Raw genomic sequence first — 15,168 nt, 5'->3', positions numbered from 1 at the left:
AATCTCTGCTTGATCGGGTTACTCTACCCGGAATTTAGCCGCTGCTTCTGCCAGGTTTTTCGTTAGCTGATCAATCGTTCCCACCATCTCCGCCAGTTGTTCAACGGTAGAGGATTGCTCCATCATAGTAGCTGTAACTTCCTCTACCGATGCGGAGACTTCTTCTCCGGTAGCGGAGAGGCTTTGAGCCGAATCAAGAACGTCATCTTTGTCTTTCTGCATTTGAGTCATTTCATCAGCCATGGTTTTAATTTGAACCGTTATGTCTGTGACTTTGTCCAGAATGGTCTGGAATGCTTTTTGTGTTTGCCCTACGAGCTCATCCTGCTCAGAGGAAATATTATTGATTTCAATCACGCTATCATTGTTTTCTGCTACGAAGGCAAGGTTTTGTTGGATGATCTCATAGATATCGTTCGATTGCTTCGAGCTCTGCTCAGCAAGCTTGCGGATCTCGGAAGCTACTACTGCAAAGCCTCTTCCGTGCTCTCCGGCCCTTGCGGCCTCAATCGATGCATTAAGCGCGAGCAGATTGGTTTGAGTCGCGATCTGGTTGATGGCTCCTGTAATATTGCTGATGCTGTTGGAGCTGTCCTGAAGCTTAACGGTGATGGCGGAGATTTTCTGGACCTCCTGCTCATTCTTGTCACTGATCTGGATCAGACCCTCGACAACCTGATTGCTGGTATGGAAGACTTCGACGATTTCTTCAGCTCTCTGTCTGACCGATTGTGCATTATCATTCATCGCAGCCACTTTCTTGCTGAATCCAGAGAACTTATCAACGATATGTTCAGTGTCATTAGACTGAAGCTCCATCGCCTGGGCAATCCCCATTGAAGTTACGGAGGTTTCATTAATCGAACGTGCGGTCTGCTTGGAGGTCTCCTCAAGCTCATTGGTGCTTGTATTGAGCACTGCAATTGAATGGTTCATATTGGTGATGAGCTCTTTATTTTGCCGGACCATGACATTGAAGCTGTCTGCCAAGTCCTTGAACTCACTTTTATAATTCCCATCTGCTGTCACGGTCAAGTCACCATTCGCCAAAGTTTTGAACAGTGAGGTCAACCGGATAACAGGTTTGGTAATGGAGCGGGATAGCAGTAGTCCGAAAGCAATCGCAACGAGCAGGGCAATAATGGTTACGATCATCATTTTTCGGAACATATCGCTTATAGGCCGCTGGATATCGTCGAGGGGATCGGATACAGTAATCATCAGATCCGCTCCCGGGATTTTGCTGTATCTAATATAACTATCTCCCGTTTCGGCAGAATTAGTCTTTATCTCTCCGGCTGCCCGATCCTCCAGGAAGGCTTTGGTCCCGGGGTTATCGGCAATGCTTTGCCCGACTTGGGTGGAGCTCTTTGAGTTGTACAGGATAATTCCGCTCCGGCTCACAATAACTATAGCTCCTTGGCCATTAATTCTGATATCGCCCAATTTATCGGTGAAGAAACTGCTGTCCACGGTCATGGCAAACACGCCTAGTACCTTGCCGTCCAAGTCTTTGATGGGCTGGGCAAAAGCAATGATTAGTTTTGTACTGCTTTTAGACGTAATCGCATCACTGATGAATGGGGCTCCTTTTAGCGCTTGGGTAAAGTATTCCCGGTCTGATCTGGACTGGCTAATCGTGTCAGGTTTTGTTCCGGCAACAATAGTTCCCTTTGTATCCAGAACGAGCATGGCGTCAGTTCCCTTTGTTCCTTTTAAACTATCCAGCAGTATTGTATTAGCTTTGTCAAAATGCGGGTTTTTCGATGAGAAGAACTCATCGTCCGGAATGGAGCCTTCTGCTCTAAGCTTCAATAGTTCTTTAAACGTATTATGAACAGAAATGACATAAGAAGTCTGCTCCTGCAACTGCATGGCCGTCCACAATCCCTCACCTATACGGTCGCCGTTTGCGTTGATTTCATCCTTGCTCTTCCGGAGCAGCAAATCCGATGAGAATAGATATACTGTTACCGAAGTCGCCAAGAGAACGACGGCCACCAGCAAGCTTAGTAAGATGGGAAGCTTGACCCTCAAAGAAATGTTGCCTATTTTTTTAGTTGCTTTGTTTATGTTCCCCATATGCTCATTCTCCTCTGTTTTTTTAAGTAACCTGTAAATGGCCACGTTACATTATCGGTTATAAAATCGCGTTAATTTAATGAGAAAATCTGACATTCTCCCTTCTTGATATTCAGATAAATCACTGATCACTGTAATCTAGTTGTAACAAGTATTTGTGTAAAAAAAATGATAGAAATATAAGAATATTTGGTTCTCCGAATAGAAGATAATATGAAACCAGGTCTATGGTCTTAAGGGTAAGATATCTAATATTGCTATAGTTTTTCATGTGCTATAATTATCAAAAATGTTATCGTAGGAGCTGTTGCAATCATGAAAAGCCCAAGTGAAACAGACATCGAGCAATTGCTAGAATCCTTGAAAATATCATTACCGCTGGTGCAGCAACTCTTTCCACTTGATGTAATGTTCGCGTTGGCGGATGTGGAGAAGTTTATCTACTATCTTCCGGGGAAGGAGCTGGATATCCGCATACAAGAAGGCACTCCGATTCCGCAAAACGGGGGATTACGATTAGCGCTGGAGACAGGGGAAACGGCCAGTGCGAATATACCGAAGGAAATCTACGGTTGGCCCTTCAAATCCTCCTCTATCCCAATTAAGGACAAGAACGGGGCGGTTGTGGGCGTGTTCACGATAGGGATCAGCCTCAGCAATCAGGAAACCCTGAGCTATGCGGCGAATTCACTGGCGGTAACCTCGGAACAGATCAGTTCCACTTCGGAGGAGATTGCCGGGACAGCCTCTGAACTGGCCAACACCGTAAGCGATCTGAAGGTGCTGGGCCAGAGGGTTGTAGAGGAGCTTCACAAGACAGATGAGATTCTGGATTTCATCCGGAAAGTGGCGGATAATTCCAATCTACTGGGCCTTAATGCCGCTATTGAGGCTGCACATGCGGCAGAGCATGGGCGCGGATTCGGTATTGTCGCTCAGGAGATCCGGAAGATGTCCGTATCAAGCGCATCGTCTGCGAAGGATATCGCCGGCATCCTGCAGATGATCAAGAAGAACATTAACGAGATGGATGCAACGCTGATGGATTGTATGGCTCAAAGCGAACGCCAGGCGGCAGCGACGGAGGAAATTACCGCCTCCATGCAGCAAATGGCCGCATCTGCCGTAGAGATTGAGAAGATCGCGCGGCTGATCTGAGGAGAGTAGTTATGAAAAGGATTCCAAGTCTACTAATTATGCTGATGTCTGTACTTGTATTGCTGAGTCCTATGCCTGCTGCTGCAGAAGCAGTGAATCCCGGTACCGGTACGGAGCCGCAACTGGAGCAGCAAGACCCGATCAACTTCCCTGTTTCTACTCATGGCTATGACTATTTAGGAACGGCGAACGGACTTTTGTACTTCAAGGAGCCCCTTTGGAGCAAGAATCCGCGTAATGATAAGGGGCAGATGCTTCAGGAGTATATCGTTACTATCAATGCCAAGACGAATAAGGTGGAGTGGCAGCTTCCGATTTATGGGGGGTTCAAGTTCGGTGAACGTGTTTGTTTTGACAAGGCAGGTAACTTGTATAGTATCGTTGGAGCGGGGCTGAAGCAATTCTCTAATGAAACGTTGCTCTATTCCATTAGTCCCAAGGGGACAATGAATTGGGAGGTTATCTTTCCCAGGATGGTGGAGATTGATAGTCTGATAAACAATAAATTGTTCGTGCATGACAACTCCTCGGTCTACGCAGTGAATCTGAACGGTACAGTAGCCTGGAGTAAAAGTTTCGAAAGTGAGAGAATGCAGCCTTCCCATTTTATTAGCGGAGTTGCAGCGAATGAAGTATTGACCCTCAAATCCAATACAAAGGGGCAATCGGTATCCTTTGACGTTCACGACTGGAATCTTAAGAAAAAAACCAGTTTTCCGTTAAATGCATATAGTACAGTAGAGCAAGCGCTTAAGCTGGACAATGATACCTATATCCTCAAAATAAAGAAATCAGAGAGTACCACGCTGCTGGCTGCTATAGGCATAGACGGCAAAGCGAAATGGACAAAGGGAATTGATCCGACAACAAACAGACTATATGTCCTGGACGGCAAACTATTATTTGCCAATAATAAAGGGTTTTATGTACTGAATGGCAGCGGCGAACAACTGAATTATACTCCGCTTGCCCCCATTCCTGTTAGAGCAATATCCTACCGATTGCGGATGGATGACAAGTACATTTCCATTTCGTCCGATAGCAGCATGAATGTAAAAACAGCGCTGACCGTGCTGGACCGGAAAAGCTACAAAACGCTGTATTCATTTGCTTACCCGCTCAAAGTTGGAGAACAGCCGGCAATCTATTTTGATGATATATTATTCACCCAGGGCAGGTTTTTCACCGTCTATAACTATCAGCTCATTCCGTTCAAAGAATAATCAGTTCAGCAAGCCCGCGCGTGCGCGGGCTTTTTGGTGCGCCTGGGCGGCCGCCCGTGATTATCCTTCCTGCTTGTCATGCCCGTCTGCATATTGCAGGCAAGTCCCTCATAGACATGTACTAATCAATGCTTTTCAAAACAGGTTAAGGGGATGATGTCATGCGCCGGATAACATGGGTACTCGCTATCATTATGAGCGTGACCCTGGTGCTTGCGGGGTGCGGGAAGAAGGATGCCGCTTCCGTGGTCAAGGATTTGAACAATGTGTCTGATAAATTGGAGAGCAAGCAGGGGGCTTACCAGGGTTCAGGCACGATGACGCTGTACACCGGCGAGCAGCCACAGGAGTATAAGGTGGAGGTCTGGTACAAGAATCCTTCTTACTACCGGATCAGCCTGTCGAACGTCCAGAAGGATGTGACGCAAATCGTGCTGCGCAATGATGAGGGCGTATTCGTACTGACACCTAGCCTTGGCAAAAGCTTCCGCTTCCAGAGCGACTGGCCGGACAAACAAGGTCAGGTCTATCTGTATCAAACACTGGTCCGGGGAATTGTCTCCGATAACAACCGCCAGTTTGTGGAGGACGGAGACAACTACGTGTTCGAGGTAGCGGCCAATTATCAGAGCAGTGCACTGGTCCGCCAGAAGATCTGGCTAGCCAAGAAGACCTATGAGCCTAAGCAGGTGCAGGTCTCTGACTCCGAAGCCAAGGTTGTGGTGAATGTGAAGTTCGACAGCTTCAAGTTCGATCCGGAATTCACGAAGGATTCTTTTGATATGCAAAAGAATATGGCCACTGGAACAGCATCCGAAAGCACGGTGGCGGAAGTTGACGAGAACGGCAACCCGGTGACTGCACCGGAGAACAGTAAACCGTCAGAGCAGCCGGTAGCCGCTGAGCTCGGTGATTTCGGAATCATTGAACCAGGTTATATTCCTGCTGGTGTGCAGCTTAAGGACTCCAACAAAATTGAGGACAGTAAAGATCATTCTGTGCTGATCCGTTATGACGGAACCTACCAGTATACGATTATGGAATCGCGTCCGCTGGACCGTGCTGTCTCGCTCGCTCCGGGTAGTGTGATTGATCTGGGCTTCACGGTAGGTCTCCTCAGCGGTGACGAACAGCAGACACTTACCTGGATGAGTGATGGTGTGGAGTACCGGATTACCAGCGCAAATCTCCCGGTTAACGAAATGATGCAAATCGCCGCTTCTATGGAGGAACAAACGGGTAAGTAAATATCAGTAGGCGGATACTGCGTATTGTGGGAGTCATTCCTCTACATGCAGTGTCCGTTTTTTTATCTTCTTGACGAGGACAGGCCCGGTGGCAGTTCTGCAAAAAGATAGTTCCTGCTTACATTGACAGCCGCCTTCCATTAGCATTACCATTGACAGTAAGACTTAAATCAATGAGATGCTGCAGGAGATGTTTTACTACAATGTTAGAAGGTGACCCTGAAGTGCAAGCAAGCTATCGACCTACAGTAGCCGAGATTAATCTCGATGATCTGCGTGCCAATTATGAGGCCTTCCGTAAGGTTCTTCCAGCGGAGACCAAATTCATGGGATGCGTCAAAGGTAATGCGTACGGCCATGGGGCTGTGGAAGTGACCCGGGAGCTGGAACGGCTCGGAGCGGACTATGTAAGTGTAGCTTTTCTGGATGAGGCATTGGAGCTGCGAGAAGCGGGAATACTAATTCCTATTCTCGTACTCGGCTACACCTCACCGGAAGGAATAGCCGTTGCCTGGAAGAACCATGTAACCGTAACACTGTTCACACCGGAGGTGCTTGAGGCGGTAAGACAGCTTCCAGACACACCGGAGCACCGGCTGAAGGTGCACATCAAGATTGACAGCGGGATGGGAAGGCTGGGGCTTTTACCGGCTGACGCGCCTGATTTCATCGCTGAAGTGCATTCTGTAGCGCAGGCGGAGCTGGAGGGAATGTTCACACATTTTGCCAAAGCAGACGAAGAAGACAAAAGCTATACACTGTTGCAGCACCGACGGTTCATGAGCGTGGCCGAAACGCTTCGGGACAGAAACATTCACATCCCGATCATACATACGGGCAATAGCGCTACGGCCATTGATACACCTCTTCTATCCCGAAACATGGTGCGTGTAGGCATAAGCTTGTACGGTCTCTATCCCTCCACAGAGGTGAACCACGAGCTTGTGGCTTTACAACCGGTAATGACGCTGAAAACGCAGGCGGTATATGTCAAAACCCTGCCGCCCGATTGGGGAATCAGCTACGGCACCCGGTATTTCACAGACAGCGAAGAGATCATTGCGACGCTTCCTGTGGGGTACGCTGACGGATATTCCCGCATGCTAACAGGCAAAGCGGAGGTGCTAATACGCGGACGCCGCGTTCCTGTCGTCGGAACGATCTGCATGGACCAGTGTATGGTAACGCTCAAATCTTTCGCTGAAGAAGCGGAACAAATCAAAGCTGGCGAAGAGGTTGTTCTCATCGGCCGCCAGGGCGCCGTGTCCATTACGGCGGATGAACTGGCACTCCATCTTGGAACGATTCACTACGAGGTAATCTGTATGCTGGCCCACCGGGTGCCGCGTGTGTATGTACGCGAAGGCGCTGCTCCGAACCTGGTCAACCCCTTGCTGCAGACCTAATGTCATTGCCGTGTTACTCATGCAGGAACTGAATAGAAGGATTATGCCGTGTAGACTAGTATGACTTATGGTCTATACGAACCGCCAATTGTAGTTTATAATGGAATGCAGCATACTTGATATACTGGCGGCATATATTCCTTGTATAAAATTCCTTGTATATTGTAACACTGGAACACAAGGGCAGAAGGTTTGTGGGGGTGGAAGAGAAGGTGGCCAATTTGCAGAACACCAAAAGAATCATGATCAGCTTGCCCGATCATCTCTTGCAGGAAGTGGATGGGATCGTCCAATTGGAGAACTCCAACCGGAGTGAATTGATCAGGCAGGCCATGAAGCTGTATCTAAGCGAACGGAGGAAACGAACCATACGCGATTCGATGCAGCGTGGCTATATGGAAATGGCTAAAATCAATTTGACCATGGCATGCGAGGCGTTTCTCGCGGAGGAAGATGCAGACAGTACTCTTGGCCGCTTAGTAAGCGGGGTGTAGATATTGATCGTTAAACGCGGCGACGTTTTTTTTGCCGACCTTTCGCCGGTGGTGGGTTCAGAACAAGGCGGAGTACGGCCGGTACTGGTCATTCAGAACGATATTGGCAATCGCTTCAGCCCGACAGTCATTGTGGCAGCCATCACTGCCCAGATTCAGAAGGCTAAACTGCCGACGCATGTGGAAATTGATGCGGCTGCTCACGGCTTTGACCGGGATTCCGTCATATTGCTGGAGCAGGTTCGGACAATTGACAAACAACGCTTAACCGATAAGATCACCCACCTGGATGACGAAACGATGAAACTGGTGGACGATTCGCTGCAAATCAGCCTGGGACTGATTGATTTTTGAATCAGGCAGACTATAAATCGCATGGTAATGTATGGGAAGGCGCACTCGGGATAACCCGGTGTGCCTTTTTTAACTTTATATGAACTCTATGCCGGGCAGGCGGTATCCATTTCACTTTGAGAAAACCCTGTGCTATAATTAGACCGTACGGTCGGTCTAGAGGGAGGTGGTCAGGATTAAAGGACGTTCTGACGGAGAAGAGACAAAGAAACGCATTGTGCAGAAGGCAGCACAGCTGTTTGTGCAAAAAGGGTACGGAGCGGTAACTATGAACGAGGTGTGTTCAGCGGCCAAGGTCAGCAAAGGGAGCCTGTATCATCATTTTCCCAGCAAGGATGAGCTGTTCCTGTATATTGTGGAAGATGATACAGAGCAATGGCTGCTCCAGTGGACACAGAAGAAGAGCAGCATCAGCGGTTTCGAAGAGCGGTTCTATGCCCTTGGCGAGCATTATGCGAATGATTACCAGAACCCGCTGATCCGGGCACTTGAGGAATATGCCCGATCCCGGGCCCTTTCTGGCGACGTTCAAGAGCGTCTTGCACGGCTCTACGAGTCCGGCTCGGAAGCCTGCCGCAATCTTCTGCAAGAGGGGATGGACTCCGGATATCTGGTCCGAGGCGATCTGGACAATTATGTAATCGTTGTGAGCGGACTGCTGGAGGGTATCGGCAGAGTCAGCGAGATTATGACCGTTGTTCATGCGCCGAATGATATCATGAAATATTACCGGGAAGCGATAGCGCTGCTGTTGCAGGGTATGCGTGTGCGGTAGGGGACGTGGCATATTTCCTATATGGCAAGATTAGAGAATGTACCTTTGAAATCGCCGCGAACGGGCAAAATGGCGGAATGAGCTAAAATTACTACGCGGTATTTACCCGTTGGGTGATTTTCTTATAGTCTGTAATTAGACCGGATGGTCGGTCTTGTGCGGAAAATATTAATAACTAACGGGAACACCAAAGATATGAACATTGTGTTCTGGGAATACGGAGGTTACTTCAAATGAAATTATTACTTAGAAACCGGGGCGCGATGCTGCTCCTGATGCTGAATATATTCCTAGCCTTTACAGGGATCGGTCTGGTTGTTCCGATTATGCCTACTTACATGAATGAGTTGCACATTGGAGGCAGTATAGTTGGATTGCTGGTGGCCGCCTTTTCACTGACCCAGCTGATTCTCTCCCCTTGGGCTGGCGGGCTGTCCGATAGAGTGGGGCGCAAAAAAATCATTGTCTGCGGATTGGTTGTCTTTGCAGTGTCGGAGCTGTTGTTTGGTCTTGCCGAATCAAGCTGGCTGCTGTTTGTGTCGAGAATGCTGGGAGGTGCCGGAGCAGCCCTGATTATGCCTGCAGTCATGGCCTATGTAGCGGATACGACCTCTATGGAGGAACGGGCTAAAGGCATGGGACTGATTAATGCTGCCATTACTACCGGGTTTATTATCGGACCGGGTCTGGGGGGCTATCTTGCTGAGCTTGGCCTTCGTGTGCCTTTCTTCGCTGCCGCTGGTGCTGCGGCATTCGTTGCCGTTGTAACCTTCTTTGTACTGCCGGAGTCCCGTTCACGGGAGCAGCTTGCCACAGCCGGGTCCATGGAGGGGAGTAAAGACCGCCTTATCACCCAACTGGTGCGTTCCTACCGGGAACCCTACTTTTTCGGCTTGCTGATCGTTTTTGTGCTTTCCTTCGGGCTTGCTAATTATGAGACGGTATTCGGATTGTTTGTGGATCACAAGTTTGGGTTCACGCCCAAGGATATCGCCTTTGTCCTGACCTTTGGCTCGATTTCGGGAGCTGTGATTCAGGTTACGGCGTTCAGCTGGATTTTGAACCGTTTTGGCGAAAATAAGGTCATCTCGGCCTCTCTGCTTGCTGCGGGCTTGTTCATCCTTTTGACCTTATTTGTAAAGGGCTATTGGGCGATCGTCGCTGTGACCTTCATTGTGTTTCTTGCCATGGATATTTTGCGTCCTGCTGTCGGCACACAGCTCTCCAAAATGGCCGTGGAATCACAGCAGGGCTTCGTGATGGGCATGAATTCTGCCTATACAAGTCTCGGGAATATTGCCGGACCTATTGTCGCAGGCGTCCTGTTTGACCTGGATATTAACTTTCCATACGCTGTGGCTGCGCTTGTACTCGTACTCTGTTTTGTGCTGTCGCTCGGTTCACGAAAACGGATGAGCCGCCCCGGCCTGCAGGTAAAGTAATGGTCTGCAGCTCCTCCCGGATTTTGGCGCGGAGCTAATCTGTGATACTATTTCAGGTAGAGATCATATGAACACAGATCGTGTACGGAAAGAGGGATTTCATTGACAGTGGATACAAATCAAGGGGGTCCGGCGGCTGAAGAAGCGCTGGCCCGTCAAGAGCAGGAAACGATCACACAGGCGATTGCCAAGGAGCTTGGCATCAGTGTGAAGCAGGTGCGGACGACGGTGGGGCTGCTGGATGAAGGGAATACGATTCCTTTTATCGCCCGCTACCGTAAGGAAATGACCGGCGAGCTGGACGAGAACGTGCTGCGTGATATTGAAGAGCGGCTGGGCTATCTGCGTAATCTGGGGGACCGCAAGAAGGATGTACTCCGCAGCATCGAGGAGCAGGGTAAGCTGACGCCGGAGCTGCATCAGCAGATTATGAAGGCGGTCAAGCTGCAGGAAGTGGAGGATTTGTACCGTCCGTTCAAGCAGAAGCGCAAGACAAGAGCAAGTGTGGCTAAGGAAAAAGGGCTGGAACCGCTGGCAGACTGGGTCATGGAGCAACGCCGTCAGGGCAACCCGCTGGAGGAAGCCGCGAAATATATAGATGTGGACAAAGGTGTGGAAAGCGCCGAGCTGGCGCTTCAAGGTGCGATGGATATCATAGCGGAGAACATTGCAGACGATCCTGCGATCCGTTCCTGGGTCCGCCAATATACAGCCAGCCAAGGCGTATTGGTGTCAGAATCGAAGGATGCAGAGCAGGAGAGCGTCTACGAGAATTACTATAATTACCGTGAACCGGTACATAAAATGCCGCCGCACCGCATTCTCGCCATCAACCGCGGCGAGCGGGAGAACGTACTGAAAGTCGGCATCGAGGTGACTGCCGACAAGATTCATGCTTTTATCCAGCGGAAGCTGATTAAGGGGCCGTCCCCGGTCAAAGGCCTGCTGGAAGCCGTGACCGAGGACGCCTATAAGCGGCTAATCGCGCCTTCCGTGGAGCGCGAGGTGCGCGGGGAGATGACGGAAAAGGGGGAAACGCAAGCGATTTCCATCTTCTCCGGAAATCTGCGCAGCCTGCTGCTGCAGCCGCCGGTGAAGGGTCGAAGCGTTCTTGGCGTCGACCCGGCCTACCGCACCGGCTGCAAGCTGGCCGTGGTGGACGACACCGGCAAGCTGCTGGAGGTGGCGGTCACCTATCCGACGCCGCCGAACAACAAGAAGAAAGAGGCGGCGGCGAAGTTCAAAGAGCTGATTGCCAAATATGGCATACAGCTCATAGTGATCGGCAACGGCACCGGCTCGCGGGAGACGGAGCAGTTCACCGCCGAAGTCATCGCAGAGATCGGCGATCCGGGGCTGGCGTACCTCATTGTCAATGAGGCCGGAGCCAGTGTGTATTCAGCCTCCAAGCTGGCGCAGGAGGAGTTCCCTGATCTGGATGTGGCGGAGCGCAGCGCCGCCTCCATCGCCCGCCGCGTGCAGGACCCGCTCGCGGAGCTGGTGAAGATCGATCCGAAGGCGATCGGTGTGGGGCAGTACCAGCATGACGTTTCCCAGAAGCATCTGGAGGAGAGTCTTAAGGGTGTTGTAGAATCGGCGGTTAACCACGTCGGTGTTGACGTGAACACGGCCTCCGCTTCCCTGCTGTCCTATGTCGCCGGAGTCAATGCGACCATTGCCAAGAATATTGTGAAGTTCCGCGAGGAGAACGGCAAGTTCACCACGCGCAAGCAGCTGCAGAAGGTGCCGCGCCTGGGCGCCAAATCCTACGAGCAGTGCATCGGTTTCCTGCGCATTCCCGGCGGCGACAACACGCTGGACCGGACGCCTATCCACCCGGAATCCTATCCGGTGGTGGACCGTCTGTTCCGCGAGCTGGGGCTGGATGTATCCTCGCTCGGCAGCAAGGAAGTCGCCTCACAGCTGGAGGCACAGGATGCCGCTGAGCTGGCTGTGAAGCTTGAAGTCGGCGTGCCTACGCTGCGCGACATCCTGGAGAGCCTGCAGCGTCCGGGCCGCGATCCGCGTGAGGAGCTGCCGCTGCCGATCTTCCGCACGGATGTGCTGAAGATCGAGGACCTGGTTCCCGGCATGGAGATGCAGGGAACGGTACGCAACGTAATTGATTTCGGCGCCTTTGTCGATATCGGCATCAAGAACGACGGGCTGGTGCATATTTCCCAGCTAAGCGGGAGCTTTGTGAAGCATCCGATGGACGTGGTCTCCGTGGGAGACAACGTTACCGTATGGGTGATGGGTGTCGACCTGAAGAAGGGCCGTGTCAGCCTGACCATGCGCCCGCCGCGTGATAATGCCGGAGGCGCAAAGTAAAATATTAAGCCAGTCATCTGTTTCGGAAGTCGAAGCAGATGGCTTTTTTAATATCCAAATGGAGGCGTTCCTTCGGGAACTACTACAGTAATGTATTCTACACAATGTAACTGCCTTTTGGCTTAAGGTACTGAATAGATATATTCATTTATTAGCTACCTGCACTATTTTCCGTCATGATATGATTTGGAATAATATAGGAAAAGGTGGAGACATTATTGAATGAAATCGTGATTCGGAATTTTAAGCAGGACGACATGCCGGCACTGGGTGAATTTTATCAGGCGGTGACCGCAGGTGATCCTGTGATTTTTTGGTGGGTAGGCGAACAAGAGAACTATCCGAATGTGTTTTGCGCTTTTGAAGGACAACAGATGGTCGCCAAAGGGCAGGTTGCCGTATTCAATATCATTGCACCCGAATGTGTGACGGATAGCAAGCACAAGATCTTCCTGAATCTGAAGGCTTTCCCGGGCAGGGAAGAGGATGTGGAACTGCTGGATTCTGTGTATGAACGCCTGCTGGCCCGGGCTCATGAGCTGAAAGCGACGCTGCCGGACAGTCATGGAACTATACTGTGTGTGGGGAACTACTTGGCGGAAGAGAGCTGCCACCGTTATTTTCAGCAGCAGCAGGGGTATCAGTATTTACACAGCTTATATAGCCTGAAACGTGACTTGAATGAGCCTGTTGCGGAGCTGCCGCTCCCTGAAGGAGTGGACTTCATACAATGGAGTATGGAGACCCCTGAGGAGCAGAAACAGTATATGCAGCTAGAAGCTGAGGTGTGGCCGGATGCTCCCATTGGAGCAAAACGGCTTGCCGAGCATCGCAGTCATCCGCTGTGGACAGCCATCATTGCACGCGAAGCAGGAACGATTGTTGGCAGTGTAATGGTCTGGCAGGAAGACGAGGGTGGTGTTGTTGAGGATGTGTTTGTCAGGGATCCCTGGAGAAGACGGGGGATTGCCCGATTTTTGCTGAGCCACGCCTTGAAATATTTACAGGGGCATGGGCTTGAAACGGCCTCACTAGTAACCGGAACGGACAACCATTCCGCCCAGGCTCTTTATCATTCTGTTGGTTTTCACACGGAAAGCGAAGAAACCAGATATTACATCGAGCTATAAGGGTCACCGGCTGGCAGCAGCATTTAGCGCGTTATATTCCACTATGGATCACAACCTCCTGTAATCACAGCCATTGGCTGTGATTTACAAGAGGTTTTCTTTTGGTCAACTGCACAATACATTTCGTCCGATCATCAATATTTTTTTATATAGGGCAGCCTTTATACTGAAAGCGTGTTCAACAAGAGTTATGGGAGGCTGTACAATGGAAGGGTTAACAATAGGCTGGTACGGAGCACTGGCGGGACTGGCAATCGCGATCATTCTGATCCTGAGAAAGCTGAATCCGGTCTACGCTTTATTCCTCGGAGCCATCGTGGGGGCGCTGATTGGCGGTGCCAATCTGGAACAGACGGTCAGCGTACTCGTAAGCGGTACACAAAGTGTGATGGGTACAGTACTTCGCGTGCTTGCAGCCGGTGTACTGGCAGGGGTGATGATGGAATCCGGGGCGGCAGAGACGATAGCGCAGGCCATCGTGAAAAAATTTGGCGGCAGCAAGGCCATTCTGGCTCTAGCCCTGGCGACGATGATCATTACAGCGGTCGGTGTATTTATACCTGTAGCTGTACTGATAGTGGCACCGATTGCTTTGTCGGTAGGGAACAAAATGGGGATTTCAAAAATGGCACTGCTGCTGGCACTTTCCGGCGGCGGGAAAGCGGGGAACATCATCTCGCCCAATCCCAATACGATTGCCGCTGCACGGGGGTTCGATCTGGATCTGAGCCATGTGATGCTGGCCGGCTTCATTCCGGCAGTCTGCGGCCTGATTGTAACCGTTATTGTAGCGTCGCTTCTGAAAAATAAAGGTGTGAAGGTGCTGGATGAGGAAGCAGTATACAACGAAGCAGACAACTCCAAATATCCGCCTCTTGGCAAGGCTATCGTAGCACCGCTTGTTGCGGTCATCCTGCTGATGATCAATCCTATCGGTTCGATTGCGGGTATTGACGTGCTGTCCAGCATTAAGGTTGACGCGCTGTACATTCTGCCGATTGCCGGAGTCATTGGTCTGCTGGCCATGGGCCAGGGGAACCGAATTCTGGCGTACACTTCCTCCGGTCTGAATAAAATGACAGCGACGGTGCTGATTCTGATCGGTGCCGGCGGGATTGCCGGACTGATTGCCGCTTCCGACTTGTCCGTCCAGATCGTCAGCCTGATTCAGACGGCGGGAATTTCAGGAACCCTCCTGGCGCCGATCTCCGGTATTCTGATGGCGGCGGCTACAGGCTCTACCTCAACAGGTGTTATCCTGGCGACAGGTTCGTTCGGGCAAGCTATTCTGAATATGGGCACCGCGCCGCTTGCCGCAGCCGTAATGGTTCACACCGGGGCAACTGTTATCGACTCCCTGCCGCAGGGGAATTACTTCCATGTCACAGCGGACAGTATGAAAATGTCAATTAAGCAGCGGATGGGGCTGATCCCCTATGAAGCGGTTGTAGGCGGGACGATGGCCATTGTGGCAACGTTAATCTACGGTTTTTTCTTATAAGGCACAGACTATAATATTTGGCATG

The 15,168-nt window shown here is 50.7% G+C and carries 12 protein-coding genes; 11 read left to right on the top strand and 1 reads right to left on the bottom strand.

What is annotated here, in order from left to right; genetic code table 11:
* Positions 1–18 precede the first annotated feature (18 nt).
* Positions 19–2,082, bottom strand: coding sequence for a methyl-accepting chemotaxis protein (locus ACTJKB_RS15580; RefSeq protein WP_440835128.1), 2,064 nt, complete (start codon positions 2,080–2,082; stop codon positions 19–21).
* A gap of 315 nt (positions 2,083–2,397) precedes the next feature.
* Here ACTJKB_RS15580 and ACTJKB_RS15575 point away from each other — a divergent pair, with 315 nt between their 5' ends.
* The 11 genes from ACTJKB_RS15575 (at position 2,398) to ACTJKB_RS15525 (ending at position 15,143) form a co-directional block, all read left to right on the top strand.
* Complete coding sequence (locus ACTJKB_RS15575; protein ID WP_440835127.1) at positions 2,398–3,240, top strand: methyl-accepting chemotaxis protein; 843 nt, start codon at positions 2,398–2,400, stop codon at positions 3,238–3,240.
* Between the two features lie 11 nt (positions 3,241–3,251).
* On the top strand, positions 3,252–4,463 hold the full coding sequence (locus tag ACTJKB_RS15570) for a hypothetical protein (RefSeq protein ID WP_440835126.1): 1,212 nt from the start codon (positions 3,252–3,254) through the stop codon (positions 4,461–4,463).
* Positions 4,464–4,624: 161 nt separating this feature from the next.
* Positions 4,625–5,710, top strand: coding sequence for a LolA family protein (locus tag ACTJKB_RS15565; RefSeq protein WP_440835124.1), 1,086 nt, complete (start codon positions 4,625–4,627; stop codon positions 5,708–5,710).
* A gap of 224 nt (positions 5,711–5,934) precedes the next feature.
* Entirely contained in the window at positions 5,935–7,116 is a 1,182-nt protein-coding gene (gene alr / locus ACTJKB_RS15560; protein ID WP_440835616.1) for an alanine racemase, read from the top strand.
* A gap of 212 nt (positions 7,117–7,328) precedes the next feature.
* Positions 7,329–7,610, top strand: a complete 282-nt coding sequence (locus tag ACTJKB_RS15555; RefSeq protein ID WP_025708964.1) for a CopG family ribbon-helix-helix protein — start codon at positions 7,329–7,331, stop codon at positions 7,608–7,610.
* 3 nt (positions 7,611–7,613) lie between these two features.
* Complete coding sequence (locus tag ACTJKB_RS15550; protein WP_019913013.1) at positions 7,614–7,964, top strand: type II toxin-antitoxin system PemK/MazF family toxin; 351 nt, start codon at positions 7,614–7,616, stop codon at positions 7,962–7,964.
* A gap of 166 nt (positions 7,965–8,130) precedes the next feature.
* Positions 8,131–8,739, top strand: a complete 609-nt coding sequence (locus tag ACTJKB_RS15545) for a TetR/AcrR family transcriptional regulator (protein WP_440835123.1) — start codon at positions 8,131–8,133, stop codon at positions 8,737–8,739.
* A gap of 233 nt (positions 8,740–8,972) precedes the next feature.
* The gene (locus ACTJKB_RS15540; protein WP_440835121.1) at positions 8,973–10,181 is read left to right on the top strand and encodes an MFS transporter; all 1,209 of its coding nucleotides are present in this window, start codon (positions 8,973–8,975) and stop codon (positions 10,179–10,181) included.
* A 147-nt stretch (positions 10,182–10,328) separates the two neighbouring features.
* Positions 10,329–12,512 carry a Tex family protein gene (locus ACTJKB_RS15535; RefSeq protein WP_440835614.1) on the top strand — a complete coding sequence of 728 codons (2,184 nt, stop codon included), beginning with the start codon at positions 10,329–10,331 and terminating at the stop codon, positions 12,510–12,512.
* Positions 12,513–12,730: 218 nt separating this feature from the next.
* The gene (locus tag ACTJKB_RS15530; protein WP_440835120.1) at positions 12,731–13,642 is read left to right on the top strand and encodes a GNAT family N-acetyltransferase; all 912 of its coding nucleotides are present in this window, start codon (positions 12,731–12,733) and stop codon (positions 13,640–13,642) included.
* A 205-nt stretch (positions 13,643–13,847) separates the two neighbouring features.
* Complete coding sequence (locus tag ACTJKB_RS15525; RefSeq protein WP_440835119.1) at positions 13,848–15,143, top strand: GntP family permease; 1,296 nt, start codon at positions 13,848–13,850, stop codon at positions 15,141–15,143.
* Positions 15,144–15,168: the final 25 nt, after the last annotated feature.

Source organism: Paenibacillus sp. 22594, assembly GCF_052044425.1.
Classification (GTDB): Bacteria; Bacillota; Bacilli; order Paenibacillales; family Paenibacillaceae; genus Paenibacillus_AQ.
This window is presented reverse-complemented; position numbering and strand designations above follow the sequence as displayed.